Origin of the sequence: Pseudomonas aphyarum (genome assembly GCF_028657055.1) — a bacterium.
Lineage (GTDB): Bacteria > Pseudomonadota > Gammaproteobacteria > Pseudomonadales > Pseudomonadaceae > Aquipseudomonas > Aquipseudomonas aphyarum.
Window position 1 is genome coordinate 299,909 of the sequence record NZ_JAMDGS010000005.1, and the last position, 16,536, is coordinate 316,444.

Sequence of the window (16,536 nt, forward strand, 5' to 3'; positions counted from 1 at the left end):
TTTAATCGATGAAACAACTTACCTTGCTGGCGAGCCTGTGCGGCTGCCTGTCCGTCAACGTCTGGGCGCAATCCACCGTGGATCTGGCGCCGATCACCATTGATGGCGAGTCCGGCGCCGAACCGGGCCTGAGCCTCGACCAGTCCAGCGGCATGGCCTCGCGCCTCGGCCTCAGCGTGCGCGACACCCCGGCTTCGGTGGCGATCGCCAACCGCAATGACATCGAACGCCACGGTTCGCAAAACTTCCAGGACGCGGCCAACACCTTGCCGGGTGTGAACGCCAGTGCACCGCCGGGCTTTGGCGGGTTCGTCTCCTACCGCGGTTTTACCAGCAGCCAGATCACCCAGATGTTCAACGGCGTAAACGTTTCCGGCGGGCTGGCTCGCCCCGTGGATTCGTGGATTTATGACCGGGTGGAACTGGTCGGCGGCCCGTCGTCGCTGATCAACGGTGCAGGCTCGGTCGGTGGCTCGCTGAACTACGTGACCAAACTGGCCACGCGCGACGAGCAAGCGATCGAAGGCCGGGTCAGCTACGGCACCTACGACACCACCGAAACCGCGTTCGGCCTCAACCACGCGCTGACCGAACCCGGCGCCGACGTGCAGCATTACGCGCGTCTCGATGTCAGCCACAACACCAGCAACGGCTACATCGACCGCCAGGAACGCGATGCCTGGAGCGTGGCGTTCTCGCTGCTCAGCGACCTGACGCCGAACCTGTCGCACACCCTGGCCCTGGAATATCAGGACGAACACGAGGACAGCCCGTACTGGGGCACGCCGGTGCTCAACCCCAAGGCCGGCGAATTGAAGATCGACAAGCACAATCGCTTCAATAACTACAACGTCGAGGACGGGCGCTACGAGCAGCGGACAATCTGGGTGCGCTCGATCATCGATTACCGGATCAACGACAGCACCACCCTGCGCAACACCCTCTATCACCTCGACAGCCAGCGCGATTACCGCAACCTTGAAACCTATCAATACAATGCCGACAACAGCGCCGTGAACCGCTCCACTGCGTATCAGGTGCGACACCAGGGCGAGCAGAACGGCAACCAGTTCGAACTGCGCCACGACAACACCCTGTTCGGCCTCGACACCACCTGGTCCGGCGGTTTCGAGTACAAGGTCAACCAGACCACCAACTCGCCGCTGAACGTCAAAGGCGCCACAACGGTGAACCCGAACAACTATCGACCGGGGCATTTCTATGACATCCCCGGAACGATGCCGGGTTTTGTCAGCGACAAGACCAACGAGGTCACGACCAAAGCGCTGTTTGCCGAAAACCGCCTGGCACTCACCGACAAGCTCTCGCTGCTCACCGGTCTGCGCTATGACGACATCGACCTGGATGTGACCAACCATCGCACCGTGACCGCGAGCAACCCGCGCCATCTCAAACGCAGCTGGGAACCGGTCACCGGGCGCGTCGGCCTGACGTATCAGTTTATTCCGTCAGCCAATGTCTACGTGCAATACAGCACCGCCGCCGAACAACCCAATGGCACCCAGGACTTCGATGTCTCGACCGGCAAGCAATGGGAAATCGGCAGCAAGTTCGACTACCTGAACGGGCGCGGCTCCGCGACGGTGGCCGCCTACACCATCGAGCGCAAGGACTTCGCCGTGACGGATCCACTGGACCCGACCAGCAGCATTCCGGTCGGCCAGCAGACTTCGAAGGGCATCGAGATTGCCAGTTCCTTGCGGATCACCGACAAATTGCTGGCCGAAGGCAACTTCGCCTGGGTCGATGCGCAATACGATGAGTTCAACGAGAAGAACGCCGCCGGCGTAGTGGTTTCCCGCAAGGGCAACACACCGACCAACGTGCCGGACCGGGTGGGCAATCTGTGGCTGACCTATGATTTCTCGCCGCAATGGCAAGGCGGGGTCGATGCGCGGTACGTGGCGTCGGTGTTTGCCGACAATGCCAACACCATGACCGTGCCGTCGTACACGCTGTTTGGCAGCTTCCTCAGCTACAAGGTGGATTCACACACCACCGTGACCGGGCGGGTGCGCAACCTGACGAATGAGGTGTATGCCGAGTTCGCCCATGTATCGCCGGCGTACTACCTCGGCACACCGCGTACATTCGAGCTGGCAGTGCAGACGCGGTTCTGATTCAACTCGGCGAGGGCCTGGTGCCCTCGCCACATCACTACAGACCTGCCTGAACCTTCTGCGCCAGGTCCTTCGGCAACCACGCCTGCCACACATCCGGATGCGCCTTCATGAACGCCACCGCTGCGTCACGAGGCGCCGTGTGTTTCTCGCTCATCTCGGCCAGCGCCTTGTTCAGGTCATCAATCGGAAAATCGACCTTGCTGAAGAACTCGGCAATCTGCGGATACTGTTTCTGGAACGGCGTGGACACCCCGATCGACAGCTTGGAAGCCAGTGAACGGGTCGGTTTCGGATTGGGGTTGTCGGCGTCAGTCAGGGTTTTCCAGGCCTCCGCGTCGAACGGCGGTTCTTCCAGTTGAATCAGCTTGAACTTGCCGAGCAACGGGGTCGGCGACCAGTAATAGAACAGCACCGGTTTGCCCCGGCGGATCGATGAACTGATCTCGGCATCCAGCGCCGCACCGGAGCCGCTGCGGAAATTGGTGAAATCGTCCTGCAAGCCGTAAGCCGTCAGTTTCTGCTTGTTCACCACTTCCGACGTCCAACCGATCGGGCTATTGAGGAACCGTCCCTTGCTCGGGGTTTCCGGATCCTTGAACACGTCCTTGTACTTCTTCAGATCGCTGACGCTGCGCAGGTCCGGTGCCAATGGCTTGATGCCCTTGGCAGGATCGCCCTTGATCACGTATTCCGGCACCCACCAGCCTTCGGTCGCGCCTTTGACCGTGTCGCCCAGACTGGCGACCTTGCCTTCTGCCTCGGCCTTGACCCACACCGGACTGCGCCCGGCCCACTCTTCGCCGATGACCTGAATGTCGTTGTTGGCCAGTGCGGTCTCTAGAGTGATGGTGGTGCCCGGCAAGGTGTCGGTCGGCAGGCCGTAGCCCTTCTCGACGATGATGCGCAGGACATCGGTGATCAGGCTGCCGCTTTCCCAGTTCAGGTCGGCGAAGTGGATCGGCGCCTGTGCCGCGCTCACCGCAGGCACCGCCGTCATCAAGCCGAAGGTGGTCAGGCCAGCAGCCAGCAACCGTCGAAATCCGTTCATGCTTTTGCACCTCGTGCTGTTCACAGCAATAGCAGGATGGCCTGACAGAAGACCGCAAGCCTCTGAATACTCAGTCAACTGACTGTAGACGAGGTTCCTGCTTTTTCAGGGGCATGACACGCACGAGGCTACTTTTCAGAAACTTCCTGCAGGCTCTTCAGCTCGCGTCTGACCATGCTGGCGTATTCCGCAGGTTGCAAGGCGTAGATCTGCGAGGCGACCCAACCCAGCCAGGCGCCCTTCAATTCGGCCTTTGCCGTGAACAGTCGACGCGCTTCCTCACGGGCACTGTCGAGGTTCTGCAAATGGAAATCGGCGCGGCTCACTCGCTGGCCTTGAACGTCACCAGTTCGCCCTTGCGCCACTTGGCGGCTTTGGCGGTGACGGCTTTCAGGGTTTTGGTCAGGCCTTCCTGCAGTTGTTCATTGGCGGCGAACACGGTAACCGCGCTGTGGCCTTCCTTGAACACGATGGCATGGCCGTCGGCGGTGGTGACAAAGGCGTAGTCGCCCAGACCGTAGACCGTCATTTTGATTTCGCGAAAGCGGATGTCCATCTTGCCGCCTTCACGGCTCGGCAGTACCGACGCGCTGAAATGATCGCCGACCTTGAGCTTGAGGCCAGGTTTGTCATCGACCACCAATGCACTTTCGGTGTCGATCTCGGCAACGTAAATGCCTTCGGCGTTCTGCTCGGTGATGTAAACAAAACGCGATTGAAACTGCTTGACCAGCTTTGCCCGCAAATCACCCAGCACGAACAAAGCATGCATATCGAGGTTACTGACTGCCAAAGAAACATCCCCACACTTGAATAGAGTGCCGTACACGAAAAGCGCGCACGGCAGAAAAAGTCGGCCCGGCCGAAGGTGTTGCGCGATGACTCGAATATACGCCTGAGCGAGCGAAGTGCTCATTCAACGCGAGTTGCACAAGACTACTGGAATGCCACTCGCGAAACCTGCAAAGACGTTCTCCAAATGTTGAAGGAAAACGCGTCACGGTCGGCCAGAGAAAACTGACTACGAACTTTAGGGAAAAAACTCATCAAGAAAATCACTTTTCCGACATATCGCACGCAAAAAATTGCTTTAGATAGCGCCATGCCGTCAACAGGTGTTGGCGATTCTAGAGCAGCGATGCTGTTCACGACTACCCGCTACACCCTGTAAATGCGGGTCAATCCATGAAAAGGACTTCATATGTGCACTATGACGCATTTTGCCGTGACTCACGAACCTGCCTTTGTCCTGAACACTCCAGGCTTTGAGACAGTTCCTACAATCGAGTCTTGCGGTCAGGCACCGTTGTTTCAGGTGATCCCGGCGGGCAACGGCTTTTTCCATATCAGGGAAAAGTCGACGGGGCTTGTCAGAGGTTTCCGCGAGAATCACAACGCCGCCTGCGCCCTCGCCCGTTCACTGGAATCGCGAATCGAACTCCTGGCCAGCGAGCACCTCAGATAAAGAGAGTGACCGACCCCGCCATCCTTCAAGGAGTACACCATGGAACTGCCTGCCTACAACCTGACAACCCTGTTCGATCAATTAGGGCTGCCTTCGGAGGAAACGGCGATCGACGACTTCATCGAAGCCCATCCGCTGGAAGCCGATACCAAACTGATCGACGCCGACTTCTGGAGCCTGCAGCAGGCGCAGTTGCTCAAGGAATGGCTGCGTGCCGATGGCGAAGAAGCGGTGATGGTCGATGAACTGAACGTGCGCCTGCACCGGGGCAAATGATTTCGATCAGTGCAGGCTGTCTCCGGCTCTGGCGCTCAATTGCGCAAGCCACGCCGCCCTGCACTCCTCGGCTTCGTCACGACTGGCGAAAGCGGTGCCGCGCTGCTCGCCATTGAGCAGCACCACCCAGCAGACACTTTGTCCCATCGCGCGCAGCCCGGCGGGTACACCGCTGCCGATCATCACCGCGACATCGACTCTGCATTGCATGCTGACCTCCCAACTTCATTAGCAACCTAACTATGTAGGCATGTTAATGATCTGGATCAGGATGAAACAGCTGCGCGGCTGTACAGCTTAATTGCAGTTCCGGCAACAATGCTTCAGCGCGGATTCTCCGGTTTGTAGCCCAGACGCAACCCGCCCCAATGCCGGCCCTTGACCATGATCGGCACCGAAAGGTCGTGCATCAGCTCGCCGGTATCGCGGGTGTAGGTCTGCAACAGCACCGGCTGCTGATGGCTGCCGCAGCGGATGCCGGTGCGGTCAGCGAATTTGCGTTTGGTGCGATTGTTGACGGTATCGACCTGCACATCTCCGGTCAGCGGCTGGCTGAACGCCTGATTATGGGTCGGCACATAACCCTGCTGCGTGCAGGCGATGGCAAACACCAGGCCTTCGTGGCGCGGCAACAACGGTTCCTGAATGGCCGGCAGCACTTGATCGGTGTAGCGATCGAAACGGGTCTGGAACTTCGCGGGTTGTGTATCGGGAATCGGCTGATACTGGCGGTCGAACAGGTCTTCAAGGCTGATGCGCCCTTGTTCGACATCGGCCTCGAACCGTGCCGCAATCTGGCTGGCCCCTTCACGTGCGAGGTCGTAGATGCGTTGGTGATAGTCATCCAGCCCGACTTCGGCCAGACGTTCGCTGATGGTTTCCGCCTGCCCTTCCATTTGCACGGCGGCCTCGGCCAGGCGTCGGGTCTGTTGGTCGCTGATCGCCAGATCGCTGCGCATCTGCTCGATGGCGGTAAACAAACTGTCGAGTTGCTCACGATTGGTTTCTGCACCCCGGGCGATTTCGCCGACCTGGGTTTCCACCCCGGCCGCCAGTCGCGCGATGTTTTCCAGGTGCTGACCGGTGTGTTCGACTTGCTCGACGCCCGTGTGCAAATCGTCGGAGAGCTGGCGGATCTGTTCCACCACCTGCGCCGTGCGTTGCTGGATGTCGGCGACCATCTCGCCCACTTCGCCGGTGGCCGTCGCGGTACGGGCCGCCAGACCGCGCACCTCATCCGCCACCACTGCAAAACCACGACCGTGCTCGCCGGCCCGAGCGGCTTCGATGGCGGCGTTCAATGCCAGGAGGTTGGTCTGGCTGGCGATGGACTGAATCACCAGCGTCACGCGCTGGATGTCATCACTGCGCTGACTCAAGGCTTCGATCAGTTCGCGGCTGGCATTGGCGCGCTGGCTGAGCTGATGCATGCGCGAAATCGAATCAACCAGCTCGGTGCGCCCCGCTGCGCTGCTGTGATGGGCTTCGCTGGCAGCGCCCAATGCCTCGCGGCTGAGCTGCGAAGTGGCCTGCTCAGTGGCGATCATGACTTCAGCGTTGTTGACGATCTGCGCGGCGGCGTCGAGTTGCGATTGCAGCTTGCCGGCCAATTCCTTGACGGAAAACGCCACGCCAGCGGCTGACAGCGCGTTATGACTGGTGGTGTAGGAAAGGTCGCGAGTCAGCTCGGACATCGCGTTATTGCTGTCGACCGGTTGCGCATCGGGGACCGCCCGGGAACGCAGGCGCGGCAGCCAGACAATCAGCACCGCCAGCGGCATGCCGACGTACAAGGGCCATTCGCCCAGGCTCATCCCGGCCAGCAACAGCATCAGAGCGATGCTTTGCAGGGTCGGCGTCAGCCAGCGATTCTTCGGCAAAACAACTGGTGCAGGCAGAGCCGCAACCAGAGATCCATCTCTCGTCATTTTGTTACCCCACGCTTGTTCTCATTGTTGTGGCTGCATTAAACGCCACTACAACGCCATTATCCATGGTCCGTTAGTCGTGGGTCTGTGGCAGGTCAATGGAATGGCGCGGGGACTTTCCGGCAGACGAGAAAAAGCAAAGATCGCAGCCTTTTGCAGTTCCCGGAGGAGCTGCAAAAGGCTGCGATCTTTTCGCGACGACCCGCATTGAAGGGGTCGCCTCAGGAATCAGGCCTGACGCTGGTGCTTGTCGATCTGCTCGTGACGCTCTTGAGCTTCGATGCAGTACTTGGTGGTCGGGCTGATCAGCAGGCGTTTCAGGCCGATCGGCTCGCCGCTGTCGTCGCACCAGCCAAAGCTGTCTTCCTTGATACGCTCAAGGGCCTGCTCGAGTTGCGGCAGCATGCGCTGGTCGCGATCGATCGCGTTTACCAGCCAGGTGCGCTCTTCTTCCACCGATGCGGCGTCCGCCGGGTCAGCCGGGGTGTCCAGGCTTTCGATGGCAATACGGTTCTGCTCAATGCGCTCATGGGTTTCGACTTTCATGTTCTGCAACAGCTCGCTGAAGAAAGCGTGTTGCTCGGCATTCATGTAGTCATCTGCCGGCATGGCCAGCAACTTGTCCTTTGTCATTGATATCTCTATAAAAAAACGTGCATTAAGGCGAATTAGGGAGCGTTCCGGCGAACCGCCTGCGGTCATCGGAAAGGCATCGTTTATTGCAAACGCCACCCGGCACTCAATTTACGAAGGGGCGGCAGTCTAAGGCCCGTTTGAGGCCTCAGCAACTGTAAATACCGGGAATTTGTCCGACAAGGCCCGGAAACTGCTCTGACACAGGCTTCACAGCGCTCATCGGAGTGCGTTTATAGCAAGAAATTCAGTCGAGCGGCTGTATATAGAAGACAAACGTCGGACGAGCGGCGCTTTGTCGCAATTCGTTACGATCGTTAACCGCAAAACCAGCGCCTCCCAAAGACTGACAAATCCCCCCAACCTCGGCTACGTTATGCCCTCCCCGGTTCGACTTGAAGGAACGCGTCATGAAACTGATCGGCATGCTGGACTCCCCTTATGTGCGCCGCGTGGCGATCTCGGCCAAATGCCTGGGGATCGAACTGGAACACGATCCGGTCTCGGTGTTCCGTCACTTCGAACGTTTCCAGCAGATCAATCCGGTGGTCAAGGCGCCGACCCTGGTACTCGATGACGGCGAAGTGCTGATCGACTCGACCCTGATCCTCGACTACCTCGAAGCCCTCTCGGGCAAAACCCTGCTGCCCGCCGACCTGCCACAACGGGTCAGAGCCCTGCGCCTGATCGGCCTTGGCCTCGCCGCCTGCGAAAAAGCCGTGCAGCTCTACTACGAACGCAACCTGCGCCCGGCCGACATTCAATACCAACCGTGGGTCGAACGCGTCGAAGGCCAACTCGCCGCCGCCTTCACCGCCCTCGAACACGAACTCGAAAAACACCCGCTGCCCACCGACGGCCCCCTCCAACAGGACAGCATCTCCCTCGCCGTCGCCTGGAGCTTCACCGGCCTCGTCGTCCCCGACCAGATCGACGCGGAGCGCTTCCCGCGCATCGCCCAATACACCGCGTACGCCGAAGGCACCCAGGCGTTCATCAGCACCCCGATGACCTGACCATGAGCACCACCGAAACCGCTGCCCCGGCCCTGAAAGAAATCTTCAACGCCGAACGCCTGCAACACATCGCCACAGAAATGAGCGCCGTGTACCCGGTGTTCAAGGCCAAGGCCTTTCTCAAGCACGCCAACGACGGCCTCGCCGAACTCTCTGTCATGCAACGCATGGCCCGCGTCAGCGAAAGCCTGCACCACGTGCTGCCACTGGACTACGCAGATTCCCTGGATGTGCTGCGCGAACTGGCCCCACGACTGAACAGCGGCTTCGTCAGCATGTGCCTGCCGCACTACGTCGCGAGCTACGGCGCGCACGCGTTCGACACCTCTATGGAGGCCCTGAAGTACTTCACCACCTTCGGCTCCTCGGAATTCGCCATCCGCCACTTTCTGCGCAGCGACCTGGAACGCTCGCTGGAACTGATGCACGACTGGACCCGAGACGAAAACCACCACGTCCGAAGACTCGCCAGCGAAGGCAGTCGTCCTCGCCTGCCGTGGTCATTTCGCCTGGAACCGGTTCAGGCTGATCCGCTGTTGGCTGCCGGGATTCTTGACCGGTTGAAGGCGGATGAAAGTTTGTACGTGCGCAAGTCCGTGGCGAATCATTTGAATGACGTGACGAAAGAGCATCCGGAGTGGGTGCTGGATACGGTTGAGGGATGGTCGCTGGAGAACAAGCACACGGCGTGGATTGCCAAACATGCGTTGCGGAGTTTGATCAAAAAGGGCGATTCGCGGGCGCTCACTGTGATCGGTGCAGGGGCCAAGGCTGAGGTTGAGTTGCTGAATGTGAAGGTGGAGCCGGCGGTTGTGCGGCTTGGGGAGACGATCACTCTGTCGTTTACGGTGAAGTCGTTGGTTCCGGTGGAGCAGCGGTTGGTGATTGATTATGCGATTGACTATGTGAAGGCGAATGGCGGGACTTCGGCTAAGGTTTTCAAGTTGAAGACGTTGGAGTTGGCGGGGTTTGGGAGTGAGGTTGTGGCGCGGCGGCAGGTGATCAAGGATTTCACTACTAGGAAGCATTATGCGGGGCGACACGAAATACGAATAATGGTCAATGGGGAGTTATTGTCCAGGACAGCGTTCAATATAATTTTTTGATACAAATAAATCCAAAAACGTCAAATTCTTTAAATATGGCAAACCTCAAAAAACTGCTTACCTTCAACCGTAGGTCACAAAATCCATCTCTGAAAATTTAGCATAACTGTATTTATTCTGGTCGCGAAGCGTGAACCAGTCCGATAAATCTCTGTTGATTTAGCCTAGCAACAGCATCCGACCAGTTTGATTAAGCGACGATTTTTCAGGAGAAACTAGAGTAATAACGCACGGAACCTTGTCATACGACCATCACAATGGAGTGAAATGGATGTCAACTATCAAGTTTAGCTACAGAGATGCGAAGGGCGATATGAGTCAACGAGAGTTGGTTCAGTGGTCAGAGAATTCGATTTACATTCAAGGACGCTCTTCCAGCGATAAATTCCCTAAAACTTTTCGGAAGGATCGCATTGTCGAAGTGTTGCTCGGGGCGGAGCTGCTTTTAAATGAGGCCGCGCCTCCTGCTCCGAGACTTCAGCAAAAGTCAAAATCACCCGCGTTTACGGCGTCAGAAACCGCTTCGCGAGTGCCTGCTCCGAAAAACCCACCCGGGGGAGTCAATCAAATTCTTTTCACTGGTTTCTCGGCTGCGCATCGAGCTGAGCTTGAGCAAAAGGCATTAGATCATGGTTTGAAGGTCATGAGCACTGCAGGCAAAACCCTGACATTCCTTGTTTATGGCGATAATGCTGGACCAACAAAAGTTGCCAAAGCGCTTGAAGCAGGAGCATTCATCATCAATCCAGACCAGTTCTTGACCATGATCACAACGGGCGAAATGCCCTGATCCCCAAGCGTTCAGAGCCCGGCAATACCGGGCTCTTTCAGTTCATGCATCTTTTTGCCTAGAGCAAAGGGGACAAATTTATTTTCGAGAGATAGATTTGTCCTCTCTCTACTAAGAGGCCGGCTTCAGACGGGATAGAAGTTCAAACTATCAAGATCAATCTCGGCATAACACCCCACATCTCCCTTGTAAAGCGAGACTCTGGACACTTCCAGCTCGGACTGTAAAAACTCGACAAGCGCTCTAAGGTTTTCGTTTTTAGAAATTGACGTCGGACGTACTACCGTAGCCTGACCGGGTTCGTCATCGTAAACCCTAATCAGAAACACATTCTCTTGATTCTGTATATCGTAACTGTAACCACGGTATTCATACCCAAGGTCATGGTCAACATCATCAAAGCGAGTAGATTTCACTATTCTCAAAACAGCATCCAGTATTCGGGCTTCGTAAAGGAAAAATGGGAAGGGAATTATTTTTTACAAAATCCGCTCTCTCGTCCCCAATTTCGAGAATTACCAACTGCCATACGGAATGCCAAATTTCTCGATGTAGCGTTGCGATTTTTCACTGACCGGATAAGCGTAACGTCCTTGGTTCTTACCCTGACTGGGACCTAGCGGTTCGATTTCGGCTTTGGTCCTGGCCACTTTCACTGGATGGTGGCACGAGTCCCTGACCCAGACTTGTATAACCCCACCGGGAGCCAGCCCCAGGTAGATAGAAGCGGAATAACTCGCTTGCTCCTTCGGTGTTTCCGGACAACGCTGATTGACCGACGTCCTCATTAATTGCCTGGCCTCTTCAGGCACATCCAACCAAACACTATAGGTCTGAGGTTCGACAATCGATTGCCAACGCACGTAAATGCGTTTGGGGAGATCGGCACCAATCACTGGCTTTGCAGCAGCTCCCAATGCGTGCCAGCCTCGTGCAGATTCTTTACCGTCTTCAGGCTCCCCGCCAGCAGCCGTACCTCCTCCCGTACGCTTGAACAGCTTGCCGTTTATATCTTCGACAGCACTGTCCTCCACCCACACTTTCATGTAGTAAGGCTCAGTAAATGCGAGCTCCCACGACTCGGACTTAGGGTCGTTTTTGGCAGACAGCGGGTCCGCAGACTGGCATCCGGTCATGAATAAAGCACAAAACAAGACAATGAATCGCGCCCTCGATTGACCGCTACCAGCTCCCATACGGAATGCCGTAGTTCTCGATGTAGCGCTTGGACTTTTCACCGACTGGATATGCGTAACGCCCTTCATTCCTCCCCTGCTCCGGTCCCAGTGGTTCGATCTCACCTTGCATTCGGGCAACTTTGATCGGGCGTCGACACGAATCTCTCACCCAAACCTGTACCACTCCACCTGGTGCCAGCCCTAAATAAACCGAGGCCATGAACCGCGCAGATTTCTCCGGTGTTTCAGGACAGCGTTGATTTGTGGACTTCACCATTATTTGTCTGGCCTCTTCCGGTATATCCACCCATGCCTGCCAGGTTTTCTGTTCCACAATGGATTGCCAGCGAACGTAGATACGAACAGGCAAGTCAGCGCCTACAACGCGTTTTCCGCTACCGCCAACGCCTGTCCAACCACGGGCAGACTCGGTTCCATCGTCAGGCTCTCCGCCTGCTGCTGTTCCTCCACCTGTTCTGAAGAAGACTTTGCCCGTAATGTCTTGCACAGAGCTGTCTTCCACCCAAACCTTCATGTAATTCGGTTCAGTGAAAGCCAATTCCCACCATTCAGACTTAGGGTCATTTTTTGCTGACAGTGGGTCAGCAGACTGGCAACCGGTCATGAATAACGCACATAGCACGATGGCTAGAAATTTCATTACCAGAGTAAAAATGGGGATGGATTTATTTCCACTTCCCCACAACATCTCAAGCATTACCAACTGCCATAAGGAATGCCGAATTTTTCGATATAACGCTTGGATTTTTCACTGACCGGATAGGCGTAACGCCCCTGTTTTTTGCCTTGGCTTGGACCCAACGGCTCAATCTCAGCTTGCGCCCTAGCCACTTTGACCGGGTGATGACAAGAGTCTCTAACCCACACTTGCACAACTCCGCCTGGCGCCAACCCTAAATAAACCGAAGAAATATAGGTAGCCGTCTGATCCGGTGTTTTCGCGCATCGCTGGTTGACCGATGTCAGCATTAATTGCCTGGCTTCTTCCGGTATATTCACCCAAACACGATAGGTCTGAGGCTCCACAATAGATTGCCAACGAACAAAGATTCGTTTGGGAAGATCCGCGCCTACTACTGCTTTTGCAGAGCTGCCTACGCCGTGCCAATCTCGAGCTGACTCTGTGCCATCCTCTGGTTGCCCGCCCGAGGCGGATCCCCCGCCAGTGTGCAGGAACGTTCTTCCTTTGATGTCTTCCACAGCGGTGTCTTCAACCCAGATCTTCATGTAGCGAGGTTCGGTAAAGCCGAGCTCCCACCATTCGGACCTGGGATCATTTTCGCCTGACAACGGATCAGTCAAATGACAACCAGCAATCAACAGCAGGCATAGCAGACTTATTACTTGCCTCATTTGCTGACAGCTACCAACTGCCATACGGAATGCCAAACTTCTCAATATAGCGTTGCGACTTTTCACTGACCGGATAAGCGTAACGTCCTTCGTTCTTCCCCTGACTAGGCCCTAACGGTTCGATCTCTGCCTGCGCCCGAGCGACTTTGATCGCTTTATGACACGAGTCTTTAACCCAAGCCTGCACCACCCCACCAGGCGCCAACCCCAAGTAGACCGACGCCATAAACCGCGCCTCTCGTTCAGGTGTTTGTGGGCAGCGTTTGCTGGTGGATTCCACCATCAATTGCCTTGCGTGTTCAGGAATATCCACCCAGGCTTGCCAGGTTTTCTTTTCAACGATTGACTGCCATCGAACATATATCCGCACGGGAAGATCGGCACCCACCACTCGTTTTCCGCTGCCGTCCACGATGGACCAGCCGCGAGCCGACTCGGTGCCGTCCTCAGGCTCGCCACCGGCTGCAGAGCCGCCATTGGCCTTGAAGTAGACCTTGCCGGTAACGTCCTGCACAGAACTGTCCTCCACCCAAACCCGCATGTAATCAGGTTCGATGAATGCCAATTCCCACCATTCGGATTTGGGGTCGTTTTTACCTGATAGAGCGTCAGCAGACTGGCAGCCAGCCATGAACAACGCGCAAAACAGGGTGACAAGTAATTTCATTACCAGAGCGTCCAGTCAGGTACATGAGGGTGTTGTACGCGAATCGAGTCTGCGGTAGGAGCATTGATATAGACCGCTCTCATTCCGCTGCCGTCCCTGCGGCCAAGGGGATGGTTCCAGTTTGCGGACGTGTGAATGTACTTCAGTTTCAACAGCTTTTCTTCTTGCGGAGTAACGCTGTAGTCACCCGCCAAGAACCGATCACACAACGCTTGAAGCTCTGAAGGAACAGCCAATTCCGGTGTATCCGGAATGTCTTTAAAGCGAACGCCCTTCTCTTTCGCCAACTGGTGCATCAAGCGCAGGTACACCCGGGAGAGCATGCCACTCACCGGACGTTTTAGTTGGACGGCGGCGTACACCCGTTTTAGGCGCGGACTGAGCCGATCTTGTAACGCATTAGGCAAGGGCAACGCAGCTGGCGTGACAATCTCCAGCATTTCCGCAGGCCAACCTTTGGTAAGCAACTGATCCTTCACTATCTCTGCATCACGATAAATCGAGGTTGTCACAACATCAGTATTCTGCGACACGTCCAAGCTTTGCATGGGGCTCACGAGTACATTCTCTTGTGCTTCTTCGAGGTAACCACCACCAAGGTCGGAATGAACTCCCGGTAAAACGATTTCCAAATGATCGGGCTTGACGCGACTCAAAGCGAAATTCGCCCGGTATTCATCGCGGGCAGTCAGCTGGACGACATCAGTGAAATAGCGACGATCCAGGTACAACCTGATGCCAGTGGCAACAGGGCTTTTGATATTGCCCAGATTTGACCATCCGGCAATCGAGGGTACGGTGTCGAACAGACCAATGAAGCCCATGTTGATGCTGCTTTTGTATTGATCATTGAAAGTAGAACTAAATCCTCTCGCACTACTGCGCATCACATCCCCAAGAGGGCCCTGCTTTCCGCGTGCAATTTCATTGGCAAAATGCCGAGCGGCAGCAGCTCCCCGGCTGAAACCGAACGTATCGAATGTCAGAGAAGTAATTTCGCTCTCAGGATGGCTAGCCAGTACCCCTTCAATACGCAGTTTGATCTCTGAAAACGAAAGCTGAACACGACCTGCAACCCCCGTCTCACCTCGACCAGTGCCGGCCCCAAGCGTGCTGTCCTCCATGCCTGAGCGAGTACCGATCCCCTCGACATACACCATGCGAAAGGCTTGCTTCTGCGACCCCTCTCCTTCGGCTTTCTGAGGTGCGTAGTACAAGTCACTCAGTTTCTGCACATTGCTGGTGTCATTACCGTAGCTGCTGTCCGGATCTTTCATGAACGGCTTGCAACTGGCATCAATATCTTGAGCAGCAATGGGATGATGGGCACCGCAAAGTAAACCCGCAGCAGCATTATTGGCATTATTCCCCGTCCCATCGAAGAACACTCCGATCCGCAGGGCAATCCCGATTTTTTCACGTGCCGATGCTGGTTCCTTCCCGTGTTTCTCATACTCAGCCCAACGCTGGGCATGAATATCGACGGGGTCGGTTCCTTTGTTGCGATAGTTTTTTGGCGGGTTGGGAATGTAGCCACTCAATCCTTGATTCCTTCTTCTGATCCTTGAAGAACGGGCCGAAGGGTGACAGCGGAAATCGGGGTGCGCAAGGCGTGGCCGCGTGCCAGCACCGGGCGTTCTTTCTCCCTGCCTGCAATGGTGGCGCCGAGCCACGAATGATAAGGTTCAGCGTCAAAACCAGGGACGACACCTCGTGCACAAACAATGTCTGGCAGCAGCAGTAACCTTCGCCATCAGTTTTTCCGCTCTTGCCTCTCCCGTGCCGCAGGAAGAGCTCGAAGAGTGCCAACGAATAGAAAACTCGGCCAAACAGGTCATGAAAACCAGGCAGCAAGGTGTGCCCATGGATTCGGTGTGGGAATTGGCCGAAGCGGCAGGTAAGCAGAACGAGTATGTGGGTGAGGTGTTCAAGTCGTTGATCCGCGAGGCGTACGAGATTCCTCAATACTCAAGCGAGAGCTCGCAGCAGAAAGCGATCAGCGATTTCCATTCCAATTTCTACAAGGCTTGCATCGTGACGGCGGAAAAGAGAGCAAACGCCAACGGCTGAGCTCATCGAACAAAAAGGGAGCAGATTCAGGTAATGAATCTGTTCCCTTTTTACTGAAGGACAGCCTTAAGTCTTCAGTTCGACGTTATCCAACGCCTGATTCACCGCCAATTCCCCGAGCATCACAATCTGCGCAATCCCTATCGCGGTCTTGCGGTGAGCGGGCTCCAGCGTGGCCGCAAAGTTGTTGAGCATTTCGCTGGCCGAGCCCAGGGATTCGCTGGCATTGGCGAGCAGTGATTCGGTGTCATACGCCGGATTGGCCAGGTACATCGGATCGTGTTTGTGATGACTCCCCATGACCCGTTGCTGCGGAGTGAGGTAATGATCGAGCGCGCGTTCGGCGGCCTCGTTCAGGGTTCGGGAGTCGGGGAATTTGTAGGGTGAAACCGGATCGGTTTCCGGGGGATTCGGTGTCGGTTTGATCATGGTGAAACTCCTGATTTTCAATAGGAGCTACCAGCATCACTTGCAGATGATGGGTGGCAGCCATGTGCGGGTCTGCAAGACCGGGAAACCAGGCACCCGGCAGACCCGAGGGTCTCCCGCACAAAGCCGCCATTGAGCGGACGCGAACGAACGTCCTTTTGGCAGGCTATGCGACTGGTTTTCCGGCGGGCTTGCAGACCCGATCACTGATGGGCAGTGACGGGAATCAAGTTACGGTCGGAGTCCAGACGCACAAGCCGGCGGATTCTGTCTTAGGTGTAGGGGACGGCGCAAGGCGCTGTGGGCATCCGGGCGTGACTGTAGGACTGATTTAAACAACCAATGCGCACCGCGTTTAACTCCGGACAAAAGCCGGACTGTCACCCAGTCCGGCCCTCCCTCGTCACAAAAG

General features: G+C 56.3%; 19 protein-coding genes. 7 read left to right on the forward strand and 12 right to left on the reverse strand.

Features of this window, described 5'->3' with window-relative positions:
- Window positions 1-8: 8 nt before the first annotated feature.
- Window positions 9-2,141, forward strand: coding sequence for a TonB-dependent receptor (locus tag M5G18_RS08180; RefSeq protein WP_273897467.1), 2,133 nt, complete (start codon window positions 9-11; stop codon window positions 2,139-2,141).
- 37 nt (window positions 2,142-2,178) lie between these two features.
- On the opposite strand, the gene M5G18_RS08185 is transcribed toward M5G18_RS08180, so the two are convergent.
- From M5G18_RS08185 to M5G18_RS08195, 3 genes are all read right to left on the reverse strand, one after another.
- Entirely contained in the window at window positions 2,179-3,192 is a 1,014-nt protein-coding gene (locus M5G18_RS08185) for an ABC transporter substrate-binding protein (RefSeq protein ID WP_273897468.1), read from the reverse strand.
- 128 nt (window positions 3,193-3,320) lie between these two features.
- Window positions 3,321-3,518 (reverse strand): hypothetical protein, encoded by a 198-nt coding sequence (locus M5G18_RS08190; protein ID WP_273897469.1) that lies wholly within the window; start codon window positions 3,516-3,518, stop codon window positions 3,321-3,323.
- Window positions 3,515-3,985: a hypothetical protein gene (locus tag M5G18_RS08195; RefSeq protein WP_007950541.1), complete on the reverse strand. Its 471-nt coding sequence runs from the start codon at window positions 3,983-3,985 to the stop codon at window positions 3,515-3,517. Before M5G18_RS08195 ends, M5G18_RS08190 begins: the two co-directional genes overlap by 4 nt.
- A 408-nt stretch (window positions 3,986-4,393) precedes the next feature.
- On the opposite strand from M5G18_RS08195, the gene M5G18_RS08200 reads away from it, so the two are divergent.
- Together M5G18_RS08200 and M5G18_RS08205 are read left to right on the forward strand one after the other, a co-directional pair.
- The gene (locus M5G18_RS08200; protein WP_258711898.1) at window positions 4,394-4,657 is read left to right on the forward strand and encodes a hypothetical protein; all 264 of its coding nucleotides are present in this window, start codon (window positions 4,394-4,396) and stop codon (window positions 4,655-4,657) included.
- Window positions 4,658-4,696: 39 nt separating this feature from the next.
- On the forward strand, window positions 4,697-4,933 hold the full coding sequence (locus M5G18_RS08205; RefSeq protein ID WP_273897470.1) for a DUF2789 family protein: 237 nt from the start codon (window positions 4,697-4,699) through the stop codon (window positions 4,931-4,933).
- 6 nt (window positions 4,934-4,939) lie between these two features.
- Here the strand turns inward: M5G18_RS08205 and M5G18_RS08210 are convergent, their stop codons facing one another.
- From M5G18_RS08210 to M5G18_RS08220, 3 genes are all read right to left on the reverse strand, one after another.
- A complete protein-coding gene (locus tag M5G18_RS08210) occupies window positions 4,940-5,143 on the reverse strand; it encodes a hypothetical protein (protein ID WP_273897471.1) in 204 nt (67 codons plus the stop codon).
- A gap of 113 nt (window positions 5,144-5,256) precedes the next feature.
- Window positions 5,257-6,861 (reverse strand): methyl-accepting chemotaxis protein, encoded by a 1,605-nt coding sequence (locus tag M5G18_RS08215; RefSeq protein ID WP_273897472.1) that lies wholly within the window; start codon window positions 6,859-6,861, stop codon window positions 5,257-5,259.
- Between the two features lie 228 nt (window positions 6,862-7,089).
- A complete protein-coding gene (locus M5G18_RS08220) occupies window positions 7,090-7,494 on the reverse strand; it encodes a TraR/DksA family transcriptional regulator (RefSeq protein WP_007935965.1) in 405 nt (134 codons plus the stop codon).
- Window positions 7,495-7,904: 410 nt separating this feature from the next.
- Here M5G18_RS08220 and M5G18_RS08225 point away from each other — a divergent pair, with 410 nt between their 5' ends.
- The 3 genes from M5G18_RS08225 to M5G18_RS08235 all read left to right on the forward strand — a co-directional run bounded on the left by M5G18_RS08225 (window position 7,905) and on the right by M5G18_RS08235 (window position 10,406).
- Window positions 7,905-8,510, forward strand: a complete 606-nt coding sequence (locus M5G18_RS08225; RefSeq protein WP_273897473.1) for a glutathione S-transferase — start codon at window positions 7,905-7,907, stop codon at window positions 8,508-8,510.
- 2 nt (window positions 8,511-8,512) lie between these two features.
- Window positions 8,513-9,616, forward strand: a complete 1,104-nt coding sequence (locus M5G18_RS08230) for a DNA alkylation repair protein (RefSeq protein ID WP_273897474.1) — start codon at window positions 8,513-8,515, stop codon at window positions 9,614-9,616.
- Window positions 9,617-9,887: 271 nt separating this feature from the next.
- Window positions 9,888-10,406, forward strand: coding sequence for a BRCT domain-containing protein (locus tag M5G18_RS08235; RefSeq protein ID WP_273897475.1), 519 nt, complete (start codon window positions 9,888-9,890; stop codon window positions 10,404-10,406).
- Between the two features lie 515 nt (window positions 10,407-10,921).
- Here M5G18_RS08235 and M5G18_RS08240 read toward each other — a convergent pair.
- Genes M5G18_RS08240 through M5G18_RS08260 form a run of 5 tightly spaced genes read right to left on the reverse strand, consistent with a single transcriptional unit; the run spans window position 10,922 to window position 15,166 of the window.
- Complete coding sequence (locus M5G18_RS08240; RefSeq protein WP_273897476.1) at window positions 10,922-11,602, reverse strand: DUF2931 family protein; 681 nt, start codon at window positions 11,600-11,602, stop codon at window positions 10,922-10,924.
- Window positions 11,589-12,245: a DUF2931 family protein gene (locus M5G18_RS08245; RefSeq protein WP_273897608.1), complete on the reverse strand. Its 657-nt coding sequence runs from the start codon at window positions 12,243-12,245 to the stop codon at window positions 11,589-11,591. The genes M5G18_RS08240 and M5G18_RS08245 overlap by 14 nt, the downstream gene beginning before the upstream one ends.
- Before the next feature lie 56 nt (window positions 12,246-12,301).
- Entirely contained in the window at window positions 12,302-12,958 is a 657-nt protein-coding gene (locus M5G18_RS08250) for a DUF2931 family protein (protein ID WP_273897609.1), read from the reverse strand.
- A gap of 10 nt (window positions 12,959-12,968) precedes the next feature.
- Window positions 12,969-13,625 carry a DUF2931 family protein gene (locus tag M5G18_RS08255; protein ID WP_273897477.1) on the reverse strand — a complete coding sequence of 219 codons (657 nt, stop codon included), beginning with the start codon at window positions 13,623-13,625 and terminating at the stop codon, window positions 12,969-12,971.
- Window positions 13,625-15,166 carry a DUF2235 domain-containing protein gene (locus tag M5G18_RS08260; protein WP_273897478.1) on the reverse strand — a complete coding sequence of 514 codons (1,542 nt, stop codon included), beginning with the start codon at window positions 15,164-15,166 and terminating at the stop codon, window positions 13,625-13,627. The genes M5G18_RS08255 and M5G18_RS08260 overlap by 1 nt, the downstream gene beginning before the upstream one ends.
- 172 nt (window positions 15,167-15,338) lie before the next feature.
- Between M5G18_RS08260 and M5G18_RS08265 the strand changes: the two genes are divergently transcribed.
- On the forward strand, window positions 15,339-15,695 hold the full coding sequence (locus M5G18_RS08265) for a hypothetical protein (protein WP_273897479.1): 357 nt from the start codon (window positions 15,339-15,341) through the stop codon (window positions 15,693-15,695).
- Between the two features lie 66 nt (window positions 15,696-15,761).
- Here M5G18_RS08265 and M5G18_RS08270 read toward each other — a convergent pair whose 3' ends face one another.
- Window positions 15,762-16,124, reverse strand: a complete 363-nt coding sequence (locus M5G18_RS08270; RefSeq protein WP_074688720.1) for a DUF6124 family protein — start codon at window positions 16,122-16,124, stop codon at window positions 15,762-15,764.
- Between the last annotated feature and the right edge of the window lie 412 nt (window positions 16,125-16,536).

Coding starts and splice junctions, on each gene's coding strand:
- M5G18_RS08255 (WP_273897477.1), bottom strand. CDS start 13,625: ATGAAATTACTTGTCACCCTGTTTTGCGCGTTGTTCATGGCTGGCTGC.
- M5G18_RS08230 (WP_273897474.1), top strand. CDS start 8,513: ATGAGCACCACCGAAACCGCTGCCCCGGCCCTGAAAGAAATCTTCAAC.
- M5G18_RS08245 (WP_273897608.1), bottom strand. CDS start 12,245: ATGAAATTTCTAGCCATCGTGCTATGTGCGTTATTCATGACCGGTTGC.
- M5G18_RS08200 (WP_258711898.1), top strand. CDS start 4,394: ATGTGCACTATGACGCATTTTGCCGTGACTCACGAACCTGCCTTTGTC.
- M5G18_RS08215 (WP_273897472.1), bottom strand. CDS start 6,861: ATGACGAGAGATGGATCTCTGGTTGCGGCTCTGCCTGCACCAGTTGTT.
- M5G18_RS08220 (WP_007935965.1), bottom strand. CDS start 7,494: ATGACAAAGGACAAGTTGCTGGCCATGCCGGCAGATGACTACATGAAT.
- M5G18_RS08240 (WP_273897476.1), bottom strand. CDS start 11,602: ATGGGAGCTGGTAGCGGTCAATCGAGGGCGCGATTCATTGTCTTGTTT.
- M5G18_RS08270 (WP_074688720.1), bottom strand. CDS start 16,124: ATGATCAAACCGACACCGAATCCCCCGGAAACCGATCCGGTTTCACCC.
- M5G18_RS08180 (WP_273897467.1), top strand. CDS start 9: ATGAAACAACTTACCTTGCTGGCGAGCCTGTGCGGCTGCCTGTCCGTC.
- M5G18_RS08225 (WP_273897473.1), top strand. CDS start 7,905: ATGAAACTGATCGGCATGCTGGACTCCCCTTATGTGCGCCGCGTGGCG.
- M5G18_RS08250 (WP_273897609.1), bottom strand. CDS start 12,958: ATGAGGCAAGTAATAAGTCTGCTATGCCTGCTGTTGATTGCTGGTTGT.
- M5G18_RS08235 (WP_273897475.1), top strand. CDS start 9,888: ATGTCAACTATCAAGTTTAGCTACAGAGATGCGAAGGGCGATATGAGT.
- M5G18_RS08205 (WP_273897470.1), top strand. CDS start 4,697: ATGGAACTGCCTGCCTACAACCTGACAACCCTGTTCGATCAATTAGGG.
- M5G18_RS08210 (WP_273897471.1), bottom strand. CDS start 5,143: ATGCAATGCAGAGTCGATGTCGCGGTGATGATCGGCAGCGGTGTACCC.
- M5G18_RS08185 (WP_273897468.1), bottom strand. CDS start 3,192: ATGAACGGATTTCGACGGTTGCTGGCTGCTGGCCTGACCACCTTCGGC.